Genomic DNA, 17,889 nt, shown 5'->3' with positions numbered 1-17,889 from the left:
AAAAACGCCACGGGGCTGCGACCACCGGAGACCACCAGGGTCGCCGTGCCGCGCGCCTCGATGGCCTCGCGTAATTGCTCGGCCACCTTCAACGCCAAGCCCTCGGCCAGCAGCACCGGGGTTTTGAATTCGTGGGCGCTGACGCCCTGCGGTAGTTTCACTTCAGATATCGCCATACCATGACCTCCCGTCCCGCGTGATCAGTGCAATGGAGCTCATTGGCCCCCAGGACCCGGCCGCATACGGCTTGGGCGCATCGCCGGATTTCTTCCATCCGGCAATCAACTGGTCACACCACGTCCACGCGGCTTCAATTTCATCTTTACGGACAAACAGGTTCTGATTGCCGTTCATGACTTCCAGCAACAACCGCTCGTAGGCATCGGGAATCCGCGCGCTGCGATAGGTGTCGGAAAAGTTGAGTTGCAACGGACCGCTGCGCAATTGCATGCCCTTGTCCAGGCCTTGCTCCTTGGTCATCACTCGCAAGGAAATCCCTTCGTCCGGCTGCAGGCGGATGATCAGTTTGTTGCTGATCTGCAAGCGCTGCTCGGGGGCGAAGATGTAGTGGGACGGTTCCTTGAAGTGAATGACGATCTGCGACAGTTTCTGCGGCATACGCTTGCCGGTGCGCAGGTAAAACGGAACCCCGGCCCAGCGCCAGTTGCGAATGTCGGCGCGCAGGGCCACGAAGGTTTCGGTATCGCTCTGGGTGTTGGAGTTGGGCTCTTCCAGGTAACCCGGCACCGACTTGCCCTCGCTGTGGCCGGCGATGTACTGGCCGCGCACCACCTGAGTGGTCAGGCCTTCCGGGCTGATGGGTGCCAGGGCCTTGAGCACTTTGACCTTCTCATCACGGATGCTGTCGGCGGACAGGTCGGCCGGCGGGTCCATGGCAATCAGGCAGAGCAACTGCAACAGGTGATTCTGGATCATGTCGCGCAGTTGGCCGGCTTTGTCGAAATAGCCCCAGCGGCCTTCGATGCCGACCTTCTCGGCGACAGTGATTTCCACATGGGAAATGTAATTCTGGTTCCACTGGGTTTCGAACAGGCTGTTGGCGAACCGCAGCGCGATCAGATTCTGGACCGTCTCTTTACCCAGGTAGTGGTCGATACGGTAGGTGCGGTTTTCCGGGAAGAACTGCGCCACGGCGTCGTTGACCTTGCGCGACGATTCCAGGTCCGAGCCGATGGGTTTTTCCAGCACGACGCGGGTGTTTTCGCACAAGCCGACCTTCGCCAGGTTCTCGCAGATCGCTCCATACACCGCCGCTGGGGTGGCAAAATAGGCAATGACTTGCTGGGCTGAACCGGCCTGCTCGGCCAGGGCGACATAGTCCTCGGCCTTGAGGAAATCCACGTGCAGATAAGTCAGGCGCCCCAGGAAGCGTTCAACCACGGTCTCGTTCAGATCCTTGTCGTCCACGTAGCGGCGCAACTCCGCGGCGATGAACGCCAGGTGTTGCTGTTCGCTACCTGGCTCCCGGGCCAGGGCAATGATCCGCGTGTCCTCGTGCAACAGGTCCGCGCCATCGAGCTGATAAAGGGCAGGAAACAGCTTGCGCAAGGCCAGGTCGCCCAACGCGCCGAACAAGGCGAAGGTGCACGGTTCAACCGTAATCGAATGCATGATGTTTGTTCTTTTATCAAGTTAAGCTACAAATACCTTTTTTCAAGGCATCACTCAAGGAAAAATGTAGTAATAACCACAACATTTTTCGAAAATACCGATTCCGAGTGGTGGTACACCGGAGCCATCAGTAGGATAGGCCACCGCAAAGGGTCGTATCAAAGACCCGTCTTTCTAGGAATCTTGTATGGACCGCGTGCGAAATTTACTGGAACAGATCCAGAGTCGCCTTGAAGACCTGAACAAGGCAGAACGCAAAGTGGCCGAAGTGATCCTGCTCAACCCACAGCAGGCCACCCGCTTCAGCATCGCCGCCCTCGCCCAGGCCGCTTCGGTCAGCGAACCGACCGTCAACCGCTTCTGCCGCTCATTCGGCGTCAGCGGCTACCCGGAACTCAAGCTGCAACTGGCCCAAAGCCTGGCCAGCGGCGCCGCTTACGTCAGTCGCGCAGTGGAGGCCGATGACAACCCGGAAGCCTACACCCGGAAAATCTTTGGCAGTGCCATTGCCTCATTGGACAGCGCCTGCCAGGCCCTTGATCCCAATTTGATCAGTCGTGCCGTGGACCTGCTGATCCAGGCCCGGCAGATTCACTTCTTCGGCCTCGGTGCTTCGGCACCGGTGGCGCTGGATGCCCAACACAAGTTCTTCCGCTTCAACCTGGCGGTGACCGCCCACGCCGATGTGCTGATGCAGCGGATGATCGCGTCAGTGGCCCACACGGGCGAGCTGTTTGTGATCATTTCCTACACCGGCCGTACCCGCGAGTTGGTGGAAGTCGCACGCATCGCCCGGGAGAACGGCGCGTCGGTACTGGGGCTGACCGCCGAAGGCTCGCCCCTGGCCAAGGCCAGCACCCTGAGCCTGAACATCCCGCTGCCCGAAGACACCGACATCTACATGCCGATGACCTCGCGGATCATCCAGCTCACTGTGCTGGACGTGCTCGCCACCGGCATGACCTTGCGCCGCGGTGTGGACTTCCAGCCGCATCTGCGCAAGATCAAGGAAAGCCTCAATGCCAGCCGGTATCCGGTGGGGGATGAGTTCAACTGAACTGGCTTGGGTAATTGAGCGCCTGACAGGCCGTCATCGCGAGCAGGCTCGCTCCCACAATGGATCTGCGGTCAATGAAGATCCACTGTGGGAGCGAGCCTGCTCGCGATGGGGCCAGCAGCAACACTCCAGATCCCGAACTAAGCCCCCACCCGCGCCTGCAAACTCAAATGCGCCCGCTCCCCCGGCGCCAGGCAGAGGCTGTCAGTGCCACCGCTGGCCGCTTCGACGCAGACGAACTCCGACACCTCATCCCAACTCACCCCCAGCAAAGGCCGGGCACCGGGATGCCACACCACGGTATCGGCGCTGGCTCCGGTGTCGATGCACAGCTCACGCTGCCAGGCGTGGTCCTTGAGCTGCAGTTCACCCTCGTGCTGGAACACCCGCTGACAACCGCCCTCGACCCGCAAATCGCCTTCCTGCTGGCAGGCTGCACGGTTCAACTGGTCGTAGCCCAGCGCGCCTTCAAGCCCAGACAGCGCTATCTCACCCACGTCACCAATACGCCAATAGGCGTGCAGAGCCTGGCTCAATTGGCACGGCAGGCTGTCTTGATGCTCGGTGCTCAAGCGTAATTCCATGCGTTCGCCCAGATCGGCGTACAGATCGACCTGCCAGTCGCACAACTGGAGCTGCCAGTGCAGGTGCACACCGTCTTCATCGCTGCGGCTGTCGAGCAGTTTCCAGTCGATCAACCGTGCCCAGCCATGGGACGGCCAGGCATTTTCGCTGGGATGACGGCCATACCACGGCCAGCACACCGGCACACCGCCGCGGATCGCACCGACTTGTGGCCACTTGGCCGCACACCACAACCAGGGTTTCTGCCCCCGCGGCTGAAAGTGCAATAGCTGCGCGCCCTGGCGACTGAACACCGCCTGGCACAGAGGATGATCGATCACCAACACATCACGTTGCTGATAGCGCTCCCACGCAAACACCGGGCGCTCGCGCAAGGATCTGAAAAAGCGTTGTAGCGGATGCTCATGCATGAGCTGCGGTCCTGGAAATCATTGAACTGGATTGATGCGACAGCTTTTTGTGGCGAGGGGATTTATCCCCGCAGGCCTGTAGGCCTCACAAAAAAAAGCGGACAGCCTTGGCCATCCGCAAATATGCGCACATAGAGAGGAGCTTATCGCAACAGTGTTAGAACACCGACTGAATTTTCAGACCGGCGACCAGCGCGTCGTCGACTTCATTCACACCACCCGGATGAGTGATGTATTGCAGGTTAGGGCGTACGGTCAGCCAGTTGGTCACGTGGAAACCGTAGTTGATTTCGTAGTTGTATTCGGTGCCACGCAACGGCGAGAACAACGGATCGTCGTAGTCGCTGACACCATTGGCCGCGTTGACCAGCTCGGCGTTTTTCTTCACATCTTCGTTGACATGGATGCGGGAGAAACCAATCCCGACGTCATCTTTAGGACGCGCATTGAACGGCCCCTTGTACACGAACATCAGCGACTGGTAGTTGTCGACGACGTTGGTTTCCTTGTCATGGAAGGTGGCGTTGGCCGCAATGTTCAGACCGCGCGATGCATCACCGTTGTGGGTGGTGAGCTGTTGCTGCACCACGAACCAGTAGCCATCCTTGCTGCTGTGGCTGCGGTAGGCGTTACCGGTTGTCGCGGCATCCTGGCCATTGTCGTCTTCGCGCACGTCGTCAGCCTTGGCCGTACTTTTGTAGTAACCGACACGGTATTCGCCTGGCAGGCCATTGAGCTTGGGCGACCAGACCAACTCGACCGGAATGAGCGTGCCCTTGGTGCCACTGCCGCTGAGCTTGTAGCGGTTTCCGTTTTCCAGCTGCGAAGGGTTCTGGTTGTAAGCACCGATCTGCGCATAGAGTTCGGGCGTGAGGTTGTACTTGACGCGAATCGCCGCCTGCATGATCGGCCAGTTGTACCAGATGCCGGTTGCCCAGTTACCCGCTTGCGAACCGCAGAACGCCAGGTTCTGGAACTCGCACGGGAAACTGTTGAAATCTTCACCGACCCCGTAATAACCGGCTTTGACATCCAGCTTACTGTCGAAATACTGCTGCTTGATCCACAACTGCGTCAGACGGGTGGTTTGCCCACGGCCCCAGACTTCCTGGGAAGAGCTGAGGGTGCCGGCACGTGGATCACCGATACGGTCGTTGGAGATGTTGCGACCGTCACGGCGAGTGAATTGAATCTTGGCCGTGGTATCACCCCAACCTGCCAGTTTCTCCAGGTCGAGGGCTACGCCCAAGCCAAACTGCTGGGACCAACGCGCAGTCTTGTCATCGTTGTAACCGCCGTCGAGATTGGCCCCCATCTCACCGACGAAATCAGCCTTGATATCGATACCTTGCTCGATCAGCCTGGTCCGCTCGCCACCCCAGTCGCCCGTCATCCATTGCGAATCGGCGCTGAAAGCCTCGGCCGCATGCGCACTACCGGCCAGCATCATCGCCGCAACAGCGGACAATTGGCAGACACGCCGGGCGTTGTTGTTCTTCTTCATCCCTACATCCTCGTCTTTATTGTTATTAACTGTTTTTATCTAACGCGGTTTACAACGATTGCGGCGAATGGTCCCCCACTCACCGCATACTCCCTTGTGGGAGAGAGCTTGTTTGGGAGCAAAGCCCCCTCCCCCATTTGTTCTTCATCGGCCTTTGAACTGCGCTACGTTTGCGGTCCGGGCATCTGTCTGCACCTGGCCGGCCACGCCCAGGCGTTCGCCGGACTTGGCGTCGAACAGCAGCACTTTCGAAGGATCGAATTGCAGCGTCAGGGTCTCCCCCACCTGCGGCGCCACGTCCGGCGCCAGGCGGCAGCAGACCTTGGTGTCGTTCAGGTTGACGAACACCAGCGTGTCCGGTCCGGTGGGTTCGGTGACCTGGACTTCGGCGCGAATGGTCGGCAAACCATTGGGCTCGTTGCCCGCCAGCATGATCTGTTCCGGGCGCAGGCCGAGGATCACTTCACGGTCTTCCAGACCCGCATCCTGCATGCCCATCGGCAGCTCGCAACGAGCCTGGCCGCTGTCGAGCAAGGCCAGCAGACGGCCGTCCTTGCGTTGCAGGCGCAGGGGGATGAAGTTCATCGGTGGCGAACCGATGAAGCTCGCCACGAACAGGTTGGCCGGGTTGGTGTAGATGTCTTTCGGCGTGCCGAACTGCTGGATGATGCCGTCCTTCATCACCGCCACTTTGTCGCCCAGGGTCATGGCTTCGATCTGGTCGTGGGTGACGTAGACCGTGGTGGTCTTCAGGCGCTGGTGCATCAGTTTCATTTCGGTACGCATCTCGACCCGCAGCTTGGCGTCGAGGTTGGACAGCGGTTCGTCGAACAGGTAGATCTTCGGCCGCCGCGCCAGCGCCCGGCCCATGGCCACGCGCTGTTGCTGGCCGCCGGAAAGCTGGCCGGGCTTGCGGTTGAGCAGGTGTTCGATCTGCAACAGCTTGGCCACGCGGGTGACTTCTTCGTCGATGGCCGGCTGGCTCATCTTGCGAATCTTCAGACCGAACTCGATGTTCTCCCGCACGCTCATGGTCGGGTACAGCGCGTAGGACTGGAACACCATGGCGATGTCGCGATCCTTCGGACTCATGCCGCTGACATCCTGGTCACCGATCATGATCGCGCCGCCGGTAATGGTTTCAAGGCCGGCGATGCAGTTCATCAGCGTCGACTTGCCGCAGCCCGAAGGGCCGACGAGGATCAGGAACTCACCGTCCTTGATCGACAACTCGATGTTCTTCAGGGTGTCCGGCAGGCCGGCACCATAGGTCTTGTTTACATTGCGAAGTTCGAGCGTTGCCATGATTACCCCTTGACTGCGCCGGCCGTCAGACCGCGCACGAAATACTTGCCTGCCACTACATAGACCAGCAGGGTCGGCAGCCCGGCGATCATCGCCGCCGCCATATCAACGTTGTATTCCTTGGCCCCGGTACTGGTGTTGACCAAGTTGTTCAGCGCCACCGTGATGGGCTGCGAATCGCCGCTGGAGAACACCACGCCAAACAGGAAGTCGTTCCAGATCTGGGTGAACTGCCAGATCAGGCAGACCATGATGATCGGGGTGGACATCGGCAGGATGATCCGCCGGAAGATGGTGAAGAAACCCGCACCGTCCAGTCGCGCCGCTTTCACCAGCGCATCGGGAATGCTCACGTAGTAGTTACGGAAAAACAGCGTGGTGAACGCCAGGCCGTAGACCACATGTATGAACACCAGCCCCGTGGTGGTACTGGCCAGGCCCATCTTGCCGAGCGTGAACGAAGCCGGCAGCAGGACGGTCTGGAACGGCAGGAAGCAGCCGAACAGCAGCAGGCCGAAGAACAACTGCGAACCGCGAAAGCGCCACATCGACAACACGTAGCCGTTCAATGCACCGATCGCGGTGGAGATCAGCACCGCCGGGACGGTGATCTTGATCGAGTTCCAGAAATACCCGTCAACCGTGGCCCAGGCCTTGACCCAGCCGATGCCGGTGACCACGGTCGGCCAGCTCAGCAGGTTGCCGGTGCTGATGTCTTCCGGGGTCTTGAAGCTGGTCAACAGCATGACTACCAGCGGCACCAGGTAAAGCAATACGGCAAGGATCAGTACCGCGTAGATCGCGATGCGACTCAGGCTGATGGAAGGTTTGGCAGCGAGACTAGTCATGACGCTTGGTCCTCAGCTCGGAGTACAGGTAAGGCACGATGATTGCGAGAATCGCACCGAGCATCAGAATCGCACTGGCCGAGCCCATGCCCATCTGGCCGCGACTGAATGTGAAGGAGTACATGAACATGGCAGGCAGGTCAGAGGAGTAACCCGGGCCGCCGGCTGTCATCGCCGCCACCAGGTCAAAGCTCTTGATCGCGATGTGCGCCAGGATCATTACGGCGCTGAAGAACACCGGACGCAGGCTCGGCAGCACCACTTTCCAGTAGATGCGCGGCATGCTCGCGCCATCGATCTGCGCAGCCCGGATGATCGATTGATCCACCCCACGCAGGCCGGCCAGGAACATCGCCATGATGAAACCCGAGGCCTGCCACACTGCGGCGATCACCAGGCAATACACCACACGGTCCGGGTCGATCAGCCAGTCCAGGCGAAAACCTTCCCAGCCCCAGTCACGCAACAATTTATCCAGGCCCATGCCCGGGTTGAGCAACCACTTCCAGGCCGTACCGGTGACGATCATCGAGAGCGCCATCGGATACAGGTAAATGGTGCGGATGAAACCTTCACGACGAATGCGCTGGTCAAGAAACACCGCCAGCAGCACGCCGATCACCAGGGTGATGCCGATGAACATGCCGCCAAAGAGCGCCAGGTTCTTGCTCGCCACCCACCAGCGGTCGTTGTCCCACAGCCGCGCGTATTGCGCCAGGCCCGCCCACTTGTAGTTCGGCAGAAAGGTCGAGGTGGTGAACGACAGAACAAACGTCCACAAGATATAACCGTAGAAGCCCACCAGAACGATGAACATGCTCGGCGCCAGCACCAGTTTTGGGAGCCAGCGCTGCAATGCATCGAACGGCGAGGCCTTGCTGAACACAGCAACAGAACTCATGGGAAGATCCAGTACTTGAGAAAAAGACTACTCGCATCCCTTGTGGGAGCGGGCTTGTGTGGGAGCTGAGCTTGCTCGCGATGAAGGCGCTACGGTCTTTCGAATGACCGCGTTATCGTTCATCGCGAGCAAGCTTTGCTCCCACAGGCTCGCTCCCACAGGGGGTCGCGGTGCTAACGGTTACTTGGCAGACTGAACCGCTGCGCCAAGTTTCTTGGCGGCGTCGGCTGGGTCGGCTTTCGGGTCGTTGATGAAGTTGGTCACCACGTCAAAGAACGCGCCCTGTACTGCCAACGTGGTCGCCATGTTGTGCGCCATGCTCGGCTGCAGGCCGCCGGACTTGGCGTCCGCCAGGAAGTCCTTGGCAGCGGTCTGGGCGCAGGAATCGAAACCGTACTTGGCCATGTCGGCCAGCATGTCGTTGCGCACCGGGATCGAACCCTTGTTGATGCTGAAGACTTTCTGGAAGTTCTCACCCAGCACGACCTTGGCGATGTCCTTCTGACCGGCCGCGGTGCCTTCGTCTTTCTGCTTGAACACCGCCAGGGAGTCGATGTTGTAGGTGAAGGCCTTGTCGGTCCCCGGGAAAGCTACGCACTCGTAGTCCTTGCCGGCGACTTTCTTCGCGGCGGTCCATTCGCTCTTGGCCCAGTCACCCATGATCTGCATGCCGGCCTTGCCGTTGATGACCTTGGCCGCTTCCAGGTTCCAGTCCTGCCCCTTGCCGTCCACGTCCATGTAGGTCGCGACTTTCTTGAGCTCGGTCAACGCCTTGACCATGTCTGGACCGGTCAGGGCTTTGTTGTCCAGATCGACCAGGGCTTTCTTGTAGCCATCGACGCCCATGACCGAGAGCACCACGGCTTCGAACACCGTGCTGTCCTGCCAAGGCTGGCCGCCGTGGGCCAGCGCAATGAAGCCTGCTGCCTTGAGCTTGTCGCCGGCGGCGTAGAATTCTTCGAGGGTGGTGGGGTTTTTGGTGATGCCGGCTTTCTTGAAGACTTCCGGGTTGATCCACAGCCAGTTGACGCGGTGGATGTTCACCGGCACGGCAACGTAGTCACCTTCGTACTTCACGGTATCGGAGACTTTCTTGTCGAGCAGGCTGTCCCACTTCTCTTCTTTGGCAACGTCTTTCAGGACGTCGGTGTCGAGCAGTCCGGTAGACGCCCACTCCTGGATGTCCGGGCCTTTGATCTGGGCCACACCCGGTGGGTTACCGGCCACGGCACGACTCTTGAGCACGGTCATGGCAGTTGAGCCGCCACCACCGGCAACAGCGCCATCCTTCCAGGTAAAGCCGTCTTTCTCTACCTGGGCCTTGAGCACATCGACCGCGGCTTTTTCGCCACCGGACGTCCACCAGTGAACGACTTCCACGCTGCCTTTGGATTCGGCGGCAAGGGCGCTGACAGGGAATGCTGCGACGGGAAGCAGGGAAGCAAGAGAAATGACAGTAGCGAGGCGAGAAATCGCATTCATCTAGAAGTACCTTTCTTGTTGTTATGCATGCAAGTCTGGTGCTTGCGCTGCATGGATTCTAAACAGGGGAAATCCCTTCGCAGGTAACGAAGGGACGCGTAAATGTCACGGCATGGTTACACAGGCGCGGGACTGGAGAGTTTCGCCAACGCCGTCGCCATGCTGGGGGCGAGGGGCAAACGCGGGATCAGCACGGCCTGCCAGGCGTGATACAGGTCCGGCTTGCCCGGCCAGATGTCGGCGCTGGGGCGGTTTTGCGGATCGAGCTCGTGGTACCAGCTGCCGTTGCAACGGTCGATGAAATGTTTGTCACAGAACTCCCAGAACCGCCGGTACCAGGCTTCGTATTGCGCCTCGTCGGTGCGTTTGAGCAAGGCACTGGCGGCGGCCGCTGCTTCGGCATGCACCCAATGCAGGCGATGGCGAACTACCGCGCGATTGTCCCAGTCCAGGGTGTAGACAAGGCCTGGGGCGCCGTCGACCTCCCAACCGTGGCGGCAATTCTGGTCAAAAAGTTTCTGCGCATCCTGGGCCAGCCAGCCCGGGGTCAACATGCCAATCTGCACCCGTGCAGCCTCAAGGTGCAACAGCAGCCGCGCCCATTCGAAACCATGGCCGGGCGTGGTGCCGTAAGGGCGAAAACCGTCGGCGGGGTTGTCGTGGTTGTACTCGCGCAGCGGCTGCCAGTGACGATCGAAATGCTCCACCACCAGGTAGTCATTGGCGGCGGCGTGGCCGTGGATTACCCGCTCAACGATACGCAGCGCGCGGACCAGCCAGCGGGGCTCGTCCGTGGCATCGGCCAGGGCCAGGAAGGCTTCGGTGGCGTGCATGTTGCTGTTGGCGCCGCGATAGGCTTCTTCGTCGCTCCAGTCGCGGTTGAAGGACTCGCGCAGGGCGCCCTCCTCTTCGCTCCAGAAGTGCGTATCGATCACCCGCACGGCTTCATCCAGCAACGCCTGGGCGCCAGGACGTTGGGCCACCACTGCGGAACTGGCCGCCAAGGCGACAAATGCGTGCAGGTAGGCGGCCTTGCCGGTGTCGTTCTCATGGGGTTGCGCCGTGGCGAACCAGCCGCCGTGCTCGGCGTCCCGCAGAGGGCCGCTGAGGGCCTGGACACCGTGGTCCACCAGCTCGGAGAACCCCGGCAGCCCCTGGATATGGGCCATGGCGAAGCTATGGGTCATGCGTGCAGTGTTCATGGTTTCAGCCCGGGCATCGTCCGGCAGGCGACCCTGCTCGTCCAGGTTGCCAAAGCCGTCCGGCAGCTTCGAGGCCTTGGCGAACGCCAGCAGACGCAAGCCTTCGGCGGCAAGCCATTGCTGGTGGGCAGGCGCATTCAGCCAACTGCTGAAGGCCGGTTGGAAGGTGTCCATGGGAGTACCTTTTTTTGTTGTTTTGACGCAGGGAGTCTAAACAAGGGATGGCGGGTGGCAGGTAACGAAAGGGGCGAGTTATGTCACCGACTTGTGACATTCACTTGAGCGATGTGCTGAAGCTGACGGCATCATCGCGAGCAGGCTCGCTCCCACATTGGCGCCAGGGAATAAACAATTTTTGTGGTCACCACCGAGCCCTGTGGGAGCGAGCCTGCTCGCGATCAACGAGAACGCGGTCCGACTAATCCACACTGCGAGGCAACTGCAATGTCACCCGCAACCCACCCTCGCGCAGGTTCTGCAGGCTGACTTCGCCGCCATGGCTATGGGCGATGTTGCGGGCGATGCCCAGGCCCAGGCCATAGCCCTGCTGCTGCCCGGCCAGGCGAAAGTGCGGTTCGAAGACTTGCTCCAGACGTTGCTCCGGCACACCTGGCCCCTCGTCGTCGACGTGCAGGATGAACGCGGTGTCATCGTCATCGATGTGCAAATGGGCGTTTTGCCCGTACTTCAGCGCATTGTCGATCAGGTTACCGATGCAGCGCTTGAGGGCCAGTGGCTTGCCAGGATACGGCGCCAACGCGCGGCCATCCTGGGTCACCCGACCATTGCCATTGGGCGCCAGGTACGGCTCGACCAGGCAATCGAGCACATGGTTGAGGTCCACCGGCTCGATGTTTTCGTGAATGTCGGTGTCCTTGACGCATTGCAACGCACCTTTGACCAATAACTCCAGCTCGTCCAGGTCGCGGCCGAACTTGGCCTGCAGGTTTTCGTCCTCCAGCAGTTCGACCCGCAAGCGCAGCCGCGTGATCGGCGTGCGCAGGTCATGGGAAATCGCGCTGAACAATTGGCTGCGTTCGGTCAGGTAACGGCTGATGCGTTCACGCATGGCATTGAATGCCCTGCCCACTTCCACCACTTCGCTGCCGCCGCCTTCAGCTACCGGTTCCACTTCGGCGCCCAGGGACATGTCGCGTGCCGCGCGGGCCAGGCGTTTGAGGGGCCGGCTCTGCCAATGCACCAGCAAACCGATGAACAGCACCACCAGCAGGGTCAGCAGCAGCATTCTTCCAAGCAACGAACGCGGCACCGGCACCCGTCGGGCTATTTTCTTGATCCAATCAATGACCATTGCTGGCAATCACACTGGCCGCCAGTTGATAACCACTGCCGCGCACCGTGCGGATCAACCGCGGTGGCTTGTCGGTGTCACGCAGGCGCTGGCGCAGACGACTGACCGCCATGTCGACGATTCGGTCCAGGGGCATCAACTCCCGACCGCGAGTGGCGTTGCCAATGGTGTCGCGGTCGAGGATTTCCTGGGGATGGTCAAGAAACAGCTTGAGCAAGGCGAAATCGGCGCCGGAGAGGATCACTTCTTCGCCGTCGGTGTGGAACAGTCGATGGCTGACCATGTCCAGCCGCCACTCGTCGAAGGCCAACACTTCGCCGCCGGAGCGTTCCTGGCCAAACTGCGCACGACGCAGCAGGGCCTTGATACGCGCCTGCAACTCGCGGGGACTGAAGGGCTTGCCCAGGTAATCATCGGCCCCCAGCTCAAGGCCGATAACCCGGTCGGCCTCGTCGGAACTGGCCGTGAGCATGATGATCGGTACGTGGGCCTGGCGCGGGTGCTGGCGAACCCAGCGGCAAAGGCTGAAGCCGTCCTCGTCGGGCAACATCACGTCGAGGATCACCAGATCGCTGGCTGCTTCGTTAAGTGCCTGGCGAAACCCGGCGCCATCAGGGGTAGTACGTACCTGAAAACCCGCGCGACTGAGGTAAGTGTCCAGCAGTTCGCGAATCTCCTGGTCGTCGTCGACCAACAAAATCGATTTGTTCACTGAACTCACAGGGCCTCGTCCTTGTTGTTTGGGTTGGGCGGATTATGCCTGAAGGACGGAATCTACAAACACTGCAAAACCTTGTGGGAGCGAGCCTGCTCGCGATAGCAGTGTTTCAGTCGCCACGAATGTTGGCTGATACACCGCTATCGCGAGCAGGCTCGCTCCCACAGGGGGAGGCCACACTTCAACTTTAAACCGGGTTCGACTGCTCCAACGCCACACCCGCGCCCATCAGCCCGGAATACGGCGCGGTCACCAGCCAGACTGGAATGCCCTTGAAATAATCGCTCATGCAGCCCTTGTCGGCGAAGCAACGGGCGAAACCGCTTTCAAGGAAAAAATCGGCGAATCGCGGGACCACCCCGCCGACGATGTATACACCGCCACGCCCACCCACCGTCAGCACATTGTTACCGGCCACCCGCCCCAGCCAGCGGCAGAATTGCTCGAGCACTTCCAGGGCAATGGGGTCTCCGGCCAGGCCGGCGGCGGTGATGGATTCGGGCGTGTCGAGCACCGGCGTATGGCCATCCACCGCGCAGATGGCGCGGTACACCCGAGGTAACCCACTGCCGCTCAGGGCGGTTTCGGCACTGACATGACCGATCTCGTTGTAAATGTGCTGCCACAGCTGGGTTTCCCGCGGGCTGCTCATGGGCAGGTCGACATGGCCCCCCTCCCCCGGCAATGCCGCGAAACGACCGCCGCCCAAATCCAGCAACGTGCCCACACCCAGCCCGGTGCCAGGACCGATCACCACCGCCGGACGCAACGGCTCCGGCGTGCCCTCGCAGACAACCCGGTATTCATCGGGACGCAAGCACGTCATGCCCAGGGCCATGGCCGAAAAGTCATTGACCAGCAGCAGCTTCTCGACCTCAAGGGTCTTGCAAAAGGCCAGATTGCTCAGGCGCCAGTGATTGTTGGTGAAGCGAAACTCATCGCCGCTGACCGGCCCCGCCACGGACAGGCACACCGAACCGATCGAACCCGGCTTCAGGCCCACGCCGCTCAGGTAAACCTTGATGGCATCTTCGGGGCAGGCGTAATCCGCGGTCGCCAGCACCTGGATATTTTCCAGGTTGTGGTTCTTCCACAAGGCGAACCGGGCGTTGGTCCCACCGATGTCACCGACCAAAGCCAGTTTCAATTAAGCGTCTCCAGGGCAGAAGTGAAGGCGCTGGCGCCCTGCTCTGCCGAGCTGAAGGCCATGCGCATGAAACCAAACAGCTCGCGACCGGTGCCAATGTTGTTGCCTAACAAGCCCTTGGCCGGTGTGCGTGCGGCGAATTCCTCGGCGTCCACCTTCAACTCCAAGGTGCCTTTGACGCCATCGACGCGGATGATATCGCCCTCCTGCACGCGGGCCAATGCGCCGCCGACGTAGGCTTCGGGACTGACGTGGATAGCCGCCGGAATTTTCCCCGACGCGCCGGACATGCGCCCATCCGTCACCAACGCCACTTTGAAACCGCGATCCTGCAATACGCCGAGGAACGGTGTCATCTTGTGCAGCTCCGGCATGCCATTGGAGCGCGGGCCCTGGAAGCGCATCACCGCGACAAAATCTTTTTCCAGCAGGCCGGCCTTGAACGCATCGGCCAGGTCCTGTTGATCCTGGAAGACCATGGCCGGGGCTTCGACGACCTGGTTTTCCAGGGCCACCGCCGAGACTTTCATCACGCCGCGCCCCAGGTTGCCTTCCATCACCCGCAACCCGCCCTCGGCCGAGAACGCGCGGGCCACCGGGCGCAGGATGTTTTCATCGAGGCTTTCGATCGGGCCTTCGCGCCATACCAGTTCGCCGTCTTCGAGAAACGGTTCCTGGGTGTAGCGGCTCAGGCCGTGACCCAGCACGGTGTTGACGTTTTCGTGGAGCAAGCCGGCTTCCAGCAATTCGCGGATCAGGAACGACATGCCGCCCGCCGCCTGGAAGTGGTTGATGTCGGCCTTGCCGTTCGGATAGACGTGACTCAGGGTCGGCACCACCTCGGAGAGGTCGGCCATGTCCTGCCAGGTCAGCTGGATGCCTGCGGCCATGGCAATGGCTGGCATGTGCAAGGTGTGATTGGTGGAACCGCCGGTGGCGTGCAGCGCGACAACGGAATTGACCAGCGACCGCTCGTCGACGATTTCGCCGATGGGCATGAAGTTGCCGCTCTGCTTGGTCAGGCGCGTGACCTGGAACGCCGCTTCGCGAGTCAGCGCATCACGCAACGGCGTGTTCGGATTGACGAACGAGGCACCCGGCAAGTGCAGGCCCATTACCTCCATCAACAACTGGTTGGTGTTGGCCGTGCCGTAGAAGGTGCAGGTGCCGGGGCTGTGGTAGGACTTCATCTCCGACTCCAGCAGCTCTTCGCGGGTGGCCTTGCCCTCGGCATAGCGCTGACGCACATCGGCTTTCTGCTTGTTGGAAATGCCTGAGACCATGGGCCCGCCTGGCACGAAAATCGTCGGCAAATGACCGAAACGCAACGCGCCCATCATCAGGCCTGGCACGATCTTGTCGCAGATGCCGAGCATCAGTGCGCCGTCGAACATGTTGTGGGACAACGCGACCGCCGTCGACAGTGCGATCACTTCGCGGCTCGGCAGGCTCAGCTCCATCCCCGCCTCACCTTGGGTCACGCCATCGCACATGGCCGGCGTGCCACCGGCAAACTGGCCGACCGAGCCGATCTCGCGCAAGGCTTTCTTGATCTGTTCCGGGAAGGTTTCGTAGGGCTGGTGGGCCGAGAGCATGTCGTTGTAGGAAGACACGATGGCGATGTTGGCGGCATTCATCATCCGCAGGTGATGCTTGTCTTCGGTGCCGCAACCGGCCACGCCGTGGGCGAAGTTGGCGCATTGCAACTTACCGCGCATCGGACCGTCGCTGGCTGCACCGCGGATCAATGCAAGGTAAGCCTGACGCGTGGCGCGGCTGCGGGCGATAAGCCGTTCGGTGACCTCAAGTACGCGGGGATGCATGTGTAGAACTCCAGGCTAACGGGTGTGGCGACCTGATTGTCTATGCTGGTCAAAACCCCGCCACGCATTGGGCGACAGCGGATTTCTTGACCATTCGGACCAGTTGATTCAGGTCACTCGTTGTAGATAAAACAAAATATTGCCACTAAAAAGGCTTGTTTTCTATTTTTATGCGAATAATCTTGTAATTCCAACAACAAATCGACGGCGGCGCAGTTAATGACTCTTCGAATCGCAATCAATGGTTTTGGCCGCATCGGCCGCAACGTCCTCCGTGCACTGTATACCCAAGGTTATCGTCGCGACTTGCAGATCGTCGCCATCAACGACCTGGGCGACAGCGCAATCAATGCTCATCTGCTCAAGTTCGACACGGTTCACGGCACCTTCGATGCCGACGTGCAGCACGATCACGAAAGCCTGACGGTCAATGGTGACCGTATCTCGGTCAGCGCCATCCGCAACCCGGCCGAACTGCCCTGGGCCGCCGAAAAAATCGACGTCGTGTTCGAATGCACCGGTTTGTTCACCGACCGCGCCAAGGCCGCCGCCCATATCAGCGCCGGCGCCCGCAAGGTGATCATTTCGGCCCCGGCCAAGGGTGCCGACGCCACCGTGGTGTACGGCGTGAACCACGATATTTTGCGCCAGTCCCACCAGATCATCTCCAACGCTTCGTGCACCACCAACTGCCTGGCCCCGGTGGCTCAGGTGCTGCACCGCGAGCTGGGCATCGAAAGCGGCCTGATGACCACGATCCATGCCTACACCAATGACCAGAACCTGACCGACGTCTACCACAGCGACCCATACCGCGCCCGTTCGGCCACGCAGAACATGATCCCGAGCAAGACCGGTGCCGCCGAGGCGGTGGGCCTGGTGCTGCCGGAACTGGCGGGCAAGCTGACCGGCATGGCCGTGCGCGTGCCGGTGATCAACGTGTCGCTGGTGGATTTGACCGTGCAGCTCAAGCGTGAAGCGTCGGCCGAAGAAGTCAACGAACTGCTGCGCCAGGCCAGCCAGCATTCGAAAATTCTCGGCTACAACACCCTGCCGCTGGTCTCCAGCGATTTCAACCACAACCCGCTGTCGTCGATCTTCGACGCCAACCACACCAAGGCCAGCGGCAAGCTGCTCAAGGTACTGGCCTGGTATGACAACGAATGGGGCTTCTCCAACCGCATGCTGGATAACTGCCTGGCGTTGTGTAACGCCGAGTAACTCACCGCGCAGCCGGTAATGTGGGAGCAAGCTTTGCTCCCACAGGTTTGCTTCCACAGGCCTGCTTCCCAGGCTTGCTCCCCACATGGAATCGGGGTGGTGAAATGAGGGCTTGACCCATCAACTGGATGATAAGCATTATCATCTAGTCAAATCGAATCGGGCCCTACCGTGAGTCAATCGCGCTTTCATCACGTCTTCCTTGCCCAGCGCACGCCACTGCTGCGCACCCTCCAGCGCATGGTCAACAACCCCAGCACCGCCGAAGACCTGCTTCAGGAAACCTACCTGCGTGTCACTCGCGCCTTGGGCGAGCGCACGGTCGAGCACCTCGAACCCTTCGTTTTCCAGACCGCCCGCAACCTGGCGCTGGACCACTTGCGTGCGCGGCGTATTCAGTCCCGGACCCTGCTGGACGACGTGCCGCAGGAAGTTGTCCACAACGTGGTCGCCCCCCAAAGCAGCGCCGAAGACGCGGCCCATGCCGAGCAGATGCTCGAACGCCTCAATCTCCGCCTGCAAGCGCTGAGCCCGCGACAGCAGCAGATTTTTATCCTCAGCCGGCTGCACGGTCACAGTTACCAGGACATCGCTAAACGGCTGGACGTGTCGCTGAGCACCGTGCAGAAGGAACTGAAGCTGATCATGGCGATCTGTGTGGGCGTGGCCGAACGCCTTGGTGGCGACTGAACCTGTAAGGATTTTCTCTAAGAGGCCGTCGCCGATTGCGCTGGCCTGCGAC

General features: G+C 60.6%; 14 protein-coding genes and 2 pseudogenes. 3 read left to right on the top strand and 13 right to left on the bottom strand.

Features of this window, described 5'->3' with window-relative positions:
* Both GSM73_RS26895 and zwf read right to left on the bottom strand, forming a co-directional pair.
* Positions 1-176: pseudogene (locus GSM73_RS26895) on the bottom strand (6-phosphogluconolactonase); the annotation flags it as partial.
* On the bottom strand, positions 163-1,632 hold the full coding sequence (zwf, locus tag GSM73_RS04920) for a glucose-6-phosphate dehydrogenase (RefSeq protein WP_107321627.1): 1,470 nt from the start codon (positions 1,630-1,632) through the stop codon (positions 163-165). The gene zwf and the pseudogene GSM73_RS26895, both read right to left, overlap by 14 nt.
* A gap of 196 nt (positions 1,633-1,828) precedes the next feature.
* Here zwf and GSM73_RS04915 point away from each other — a divergent pair, with 196 nt between their 5' ends.
* Positions 1,829-2,689: a MurR/RpiR family transcriptional regulator gene (locus tag GSM73_RS04915; RefSeq protein ID WP_171061416.1), complete on the top strand. Its 861-nt coding sequence runs from the start codon at positions 1,829-1,831 to the stop codon at positions 2,687-2,689.
* A gap of 140 nt (positions 2,690-2,829) precedes the next feature.
* Here GSM73_RS04915 and GSM73_RS04910 read toward each other — a convergent pair whose 3' ends face one another.
* From GSM73_RS04910 to edd, 11 genes and pseudogenes are all read right to left on the bottom strand, one after another.
* Positions 2,830-3,684, bottom strand: coding sequence for a D-hexose-6-phosphate mutarotase (locus tag GSM73_RS04910; protein WP_047228357.1), 855 nt, complete (start codon positions 3,682-3,684; stop codon positions 2,830-2,832).
* A 157-nt stretch (positions 3,685-3,841) separates the two neighbouring features.
* Positions 3,842-5,188, bottom strand: coding sequence for a carbohydrate porin (locus tag GSM73_RS04905; protein WP_047228358.1), 1,347 nt, complete (start codon positions 5,186-5,188; stop codon positions 3,842-3,844).
* A gap of 144 nt (positions 5,189-5,332) precedes the next feature.
* Complete coding sequence (locus GSM73_RS04900) at positions 5,333-6,493, bottom strand: ABC transporter ATP-binding protein (RefSeq protein WP_047228359.1); 1,161 nt, start codon at positions 6,491-6,493, stop codon at positions 5,333-5,335.
* 2 nt (positions 6,494-6,495) lie between these two features.
* The gene (locus GSM73_RS04895; RefSeq protein ID WP_047228360.1) at positions 6,496-7,341 is read right to left on the bottom strand and encodes a carbohydrate ABC transporter permease; all 846 of its coding nucleotides are present in this window, start codon (positions 7,339-7,341) and stop codon (positions 6,496-6,498) included.
* Positions 7,334-8,242, bottom strand: coding sequence for a carbohydrate ABC transporter permease (locus GSM73_RS04890; RefSeq protein WP_047228361.1), 909 nt, complete (start codon positions 8,240-8,242; stop codon positions 7,334-7,336). Before GSM73_RS04890 ends, GSM73_RS04895 begins: the two co-directional genes overlap by 8 nt.
* A gap of 180 nt (positions 8,243-8,422) precedes the next feature.
* A complete protein-coding gene (locus GSM73_RS04885; RefSeq protein ID WP_047228362.1) occupies positions 8,423-9,724 on the bottom strand; it encodes an ABC transporter substrate-binding protein in 1,302 nt (433 codons plus the stop codon).
* Positions 9,725-9,840: 116 nt separating this feature from the next.
* Positions 9,841-11,100 carry an AGE family epimerase/isomerase gene (locus tag GSM73_RS04880; RefSeq protein ID WP_160891733.1) on the bottom strand — a complete coding sequence of 420 codons (1,260 nt, stop codon included), beginning with the start codon at positions 11,098-11,100 and terminating at the stop codon, positions 9,841-9,843.
* A gap of 244 nt (positions 11,101-11,344) precedes the next feature.
* A pseudogene (locus tag GSM73_RS04875) lies at positions 11,345-12,157 on the bottom strand (ATP-binding protein); the annotation flags it as partial.
* Positions 12,158-12,227: 70 nt separating this feature from the next.
* On the bottom strand, positions 12,228-12,959 hold the full coding sequence (locus GSM73_RS04870) for a response regulator (RefSeq protein ID WP_047228365.1): 732 nt from the start codon (positions 12,957-12,959) through the stop codon (positions 12,228-12,230).
* A gap of 184 nt (positions 12,960-13,143) precedes the next feature.
* Positions 13,144-14,103: a glucokinase gene (locus GSM73_RS04865; RefSeq protein ID WP_047228366.1), complete on the bottom strand. Its 960-nt coding sequence runs from the start codon at positions 14,101-14,103 to the stop codon at positions 13,144-13,146.
* Complete coding sequence (edd, locus tag GSM73_RS04860; RefSeq protein WP_047228367.1) at positions 14,100-15,926, bottom strand: phosphogluconate dehydratase; 1,827 nt, start codon at positions 15,924-15,926, stop codon at positions 14,100-14,102. Before edd ends, GSM73_RS04865 begins: the two co-directional genes overlap by 4 nt.
* A gap of 219 nt (positions 15,927-16,145) precedes the next feature.
* Between edd and gap the strand changes: the two genes are divergently transcribed.
* Positions 16,146-17,147 (top strand): type I glyceraldehyde-3-phosphate dehydrogenase, encoded by a 1,002-nt coding sequence (gene gap, locus GSM73_RS04855; RefSeq protein ID WP_047228368.1) that lies wholly within the window; start codon positions 16,146-16,148, stop codon positions 17,145-17,147.
* A 171-nt stretch (positions 17,148-17,318) separates the two neighbouring features.
* The gene (locus GSM73_RS04850; RefSeq protein WP_047228369.1) at positions 17,319-17,837 is read left to right on the top strand and encodes an RNA polymerase sigma factor; all 519 of its coding nucleotides are present in this window, start codon (positions 17,319-17,321) and stop codon (positions 17,835-17,837) included.
* The last annotated feature ends 52 nt before the right edge of the window (positions 17,838-17,889 follow it).

The organism is Pseudomonas sp. PICF6, from assembly GCF_009831705.1.
GTDB lineage: Bacteria > Pseudomonadota > Gammaproteobacteria > Pseudomonadales > Pseudomonadaceae > Aquipseudomonas > Aquipseudomonas rhizophila.
Note: the sequence above shows the minus strand (reverse complement) of the source record. Positions and strands in the feature narration are given on the sequence as shown.

Coding starts and splice junctions, on each gene's coding strand:
- zwf (WP_107321627.1), bottom strand. CDS start 1,632: ATGCATTCGATTACGGTTGAACCGTGCACCTTCGCCTTGTTCGGCGCG.
- GSM73_RS04910 (WP_047228357.1), bottom strand. CDS start 3,684: ATGCATGAGCATCCGCTACAACGCTTTTTCAGATCCTTGCGCGAGCGC.
- GSM73_RS04905 (WP_047228358.1), bottom strand. CDS start 5,188: ATGAAGAAGAACAACAACGCCCGGCGTGTCTGCCAATTGTCCGCTGTT.
- GSM73_RS04900 (WP_047228359.1), bottom strand. CDS start 6,493: ATGGCAACGCTCGAACTTCGCAATGTAAACAAGACCTATGGTGCCGGC.
- GSM73_RS04895 (WP_047228360.1), bottom strand. CDS start 7,341: ATGACTAGTCTCGCTGCCAAACCTTCCATCAGCCTGAGTCGCATCGCG.
- GSM73_RS04890 (WP_047228361.1), bottom strand. CDS start 8,242: ATGAGTTCTGTTGCTGTGTTCAGCAAGGCCTCGCCGTTCGATGCATTG.
- GSM73_RS04885 (WP_047228362.1), bottom strand. CDS start 9,724: ATGAATGCGATTTCTCGCCTCGCTACTGTCATTTCTCTTGCTTCCCTG.
- GSM73_RS04880 (WP_160891733.1), bottom strand. CDS start 11,100: ATGGACACCTTCCAACCGGCCTTCAGCAGTTGGCTGAATGCGCCTGCC.
- edd (WP_047228367.1), bottom strand. CDS start 15,926: ATGCATCCCCGCGTACTTGAGGTCACCGAACGGCTTATCGCCCGCAGC.
- gap (WP_047228368.1), top strand. CDS start 16,146: ATGACTCTTCGAATCGCAATCAATGGTTTTGGCCGCATCGGCCGCAAC.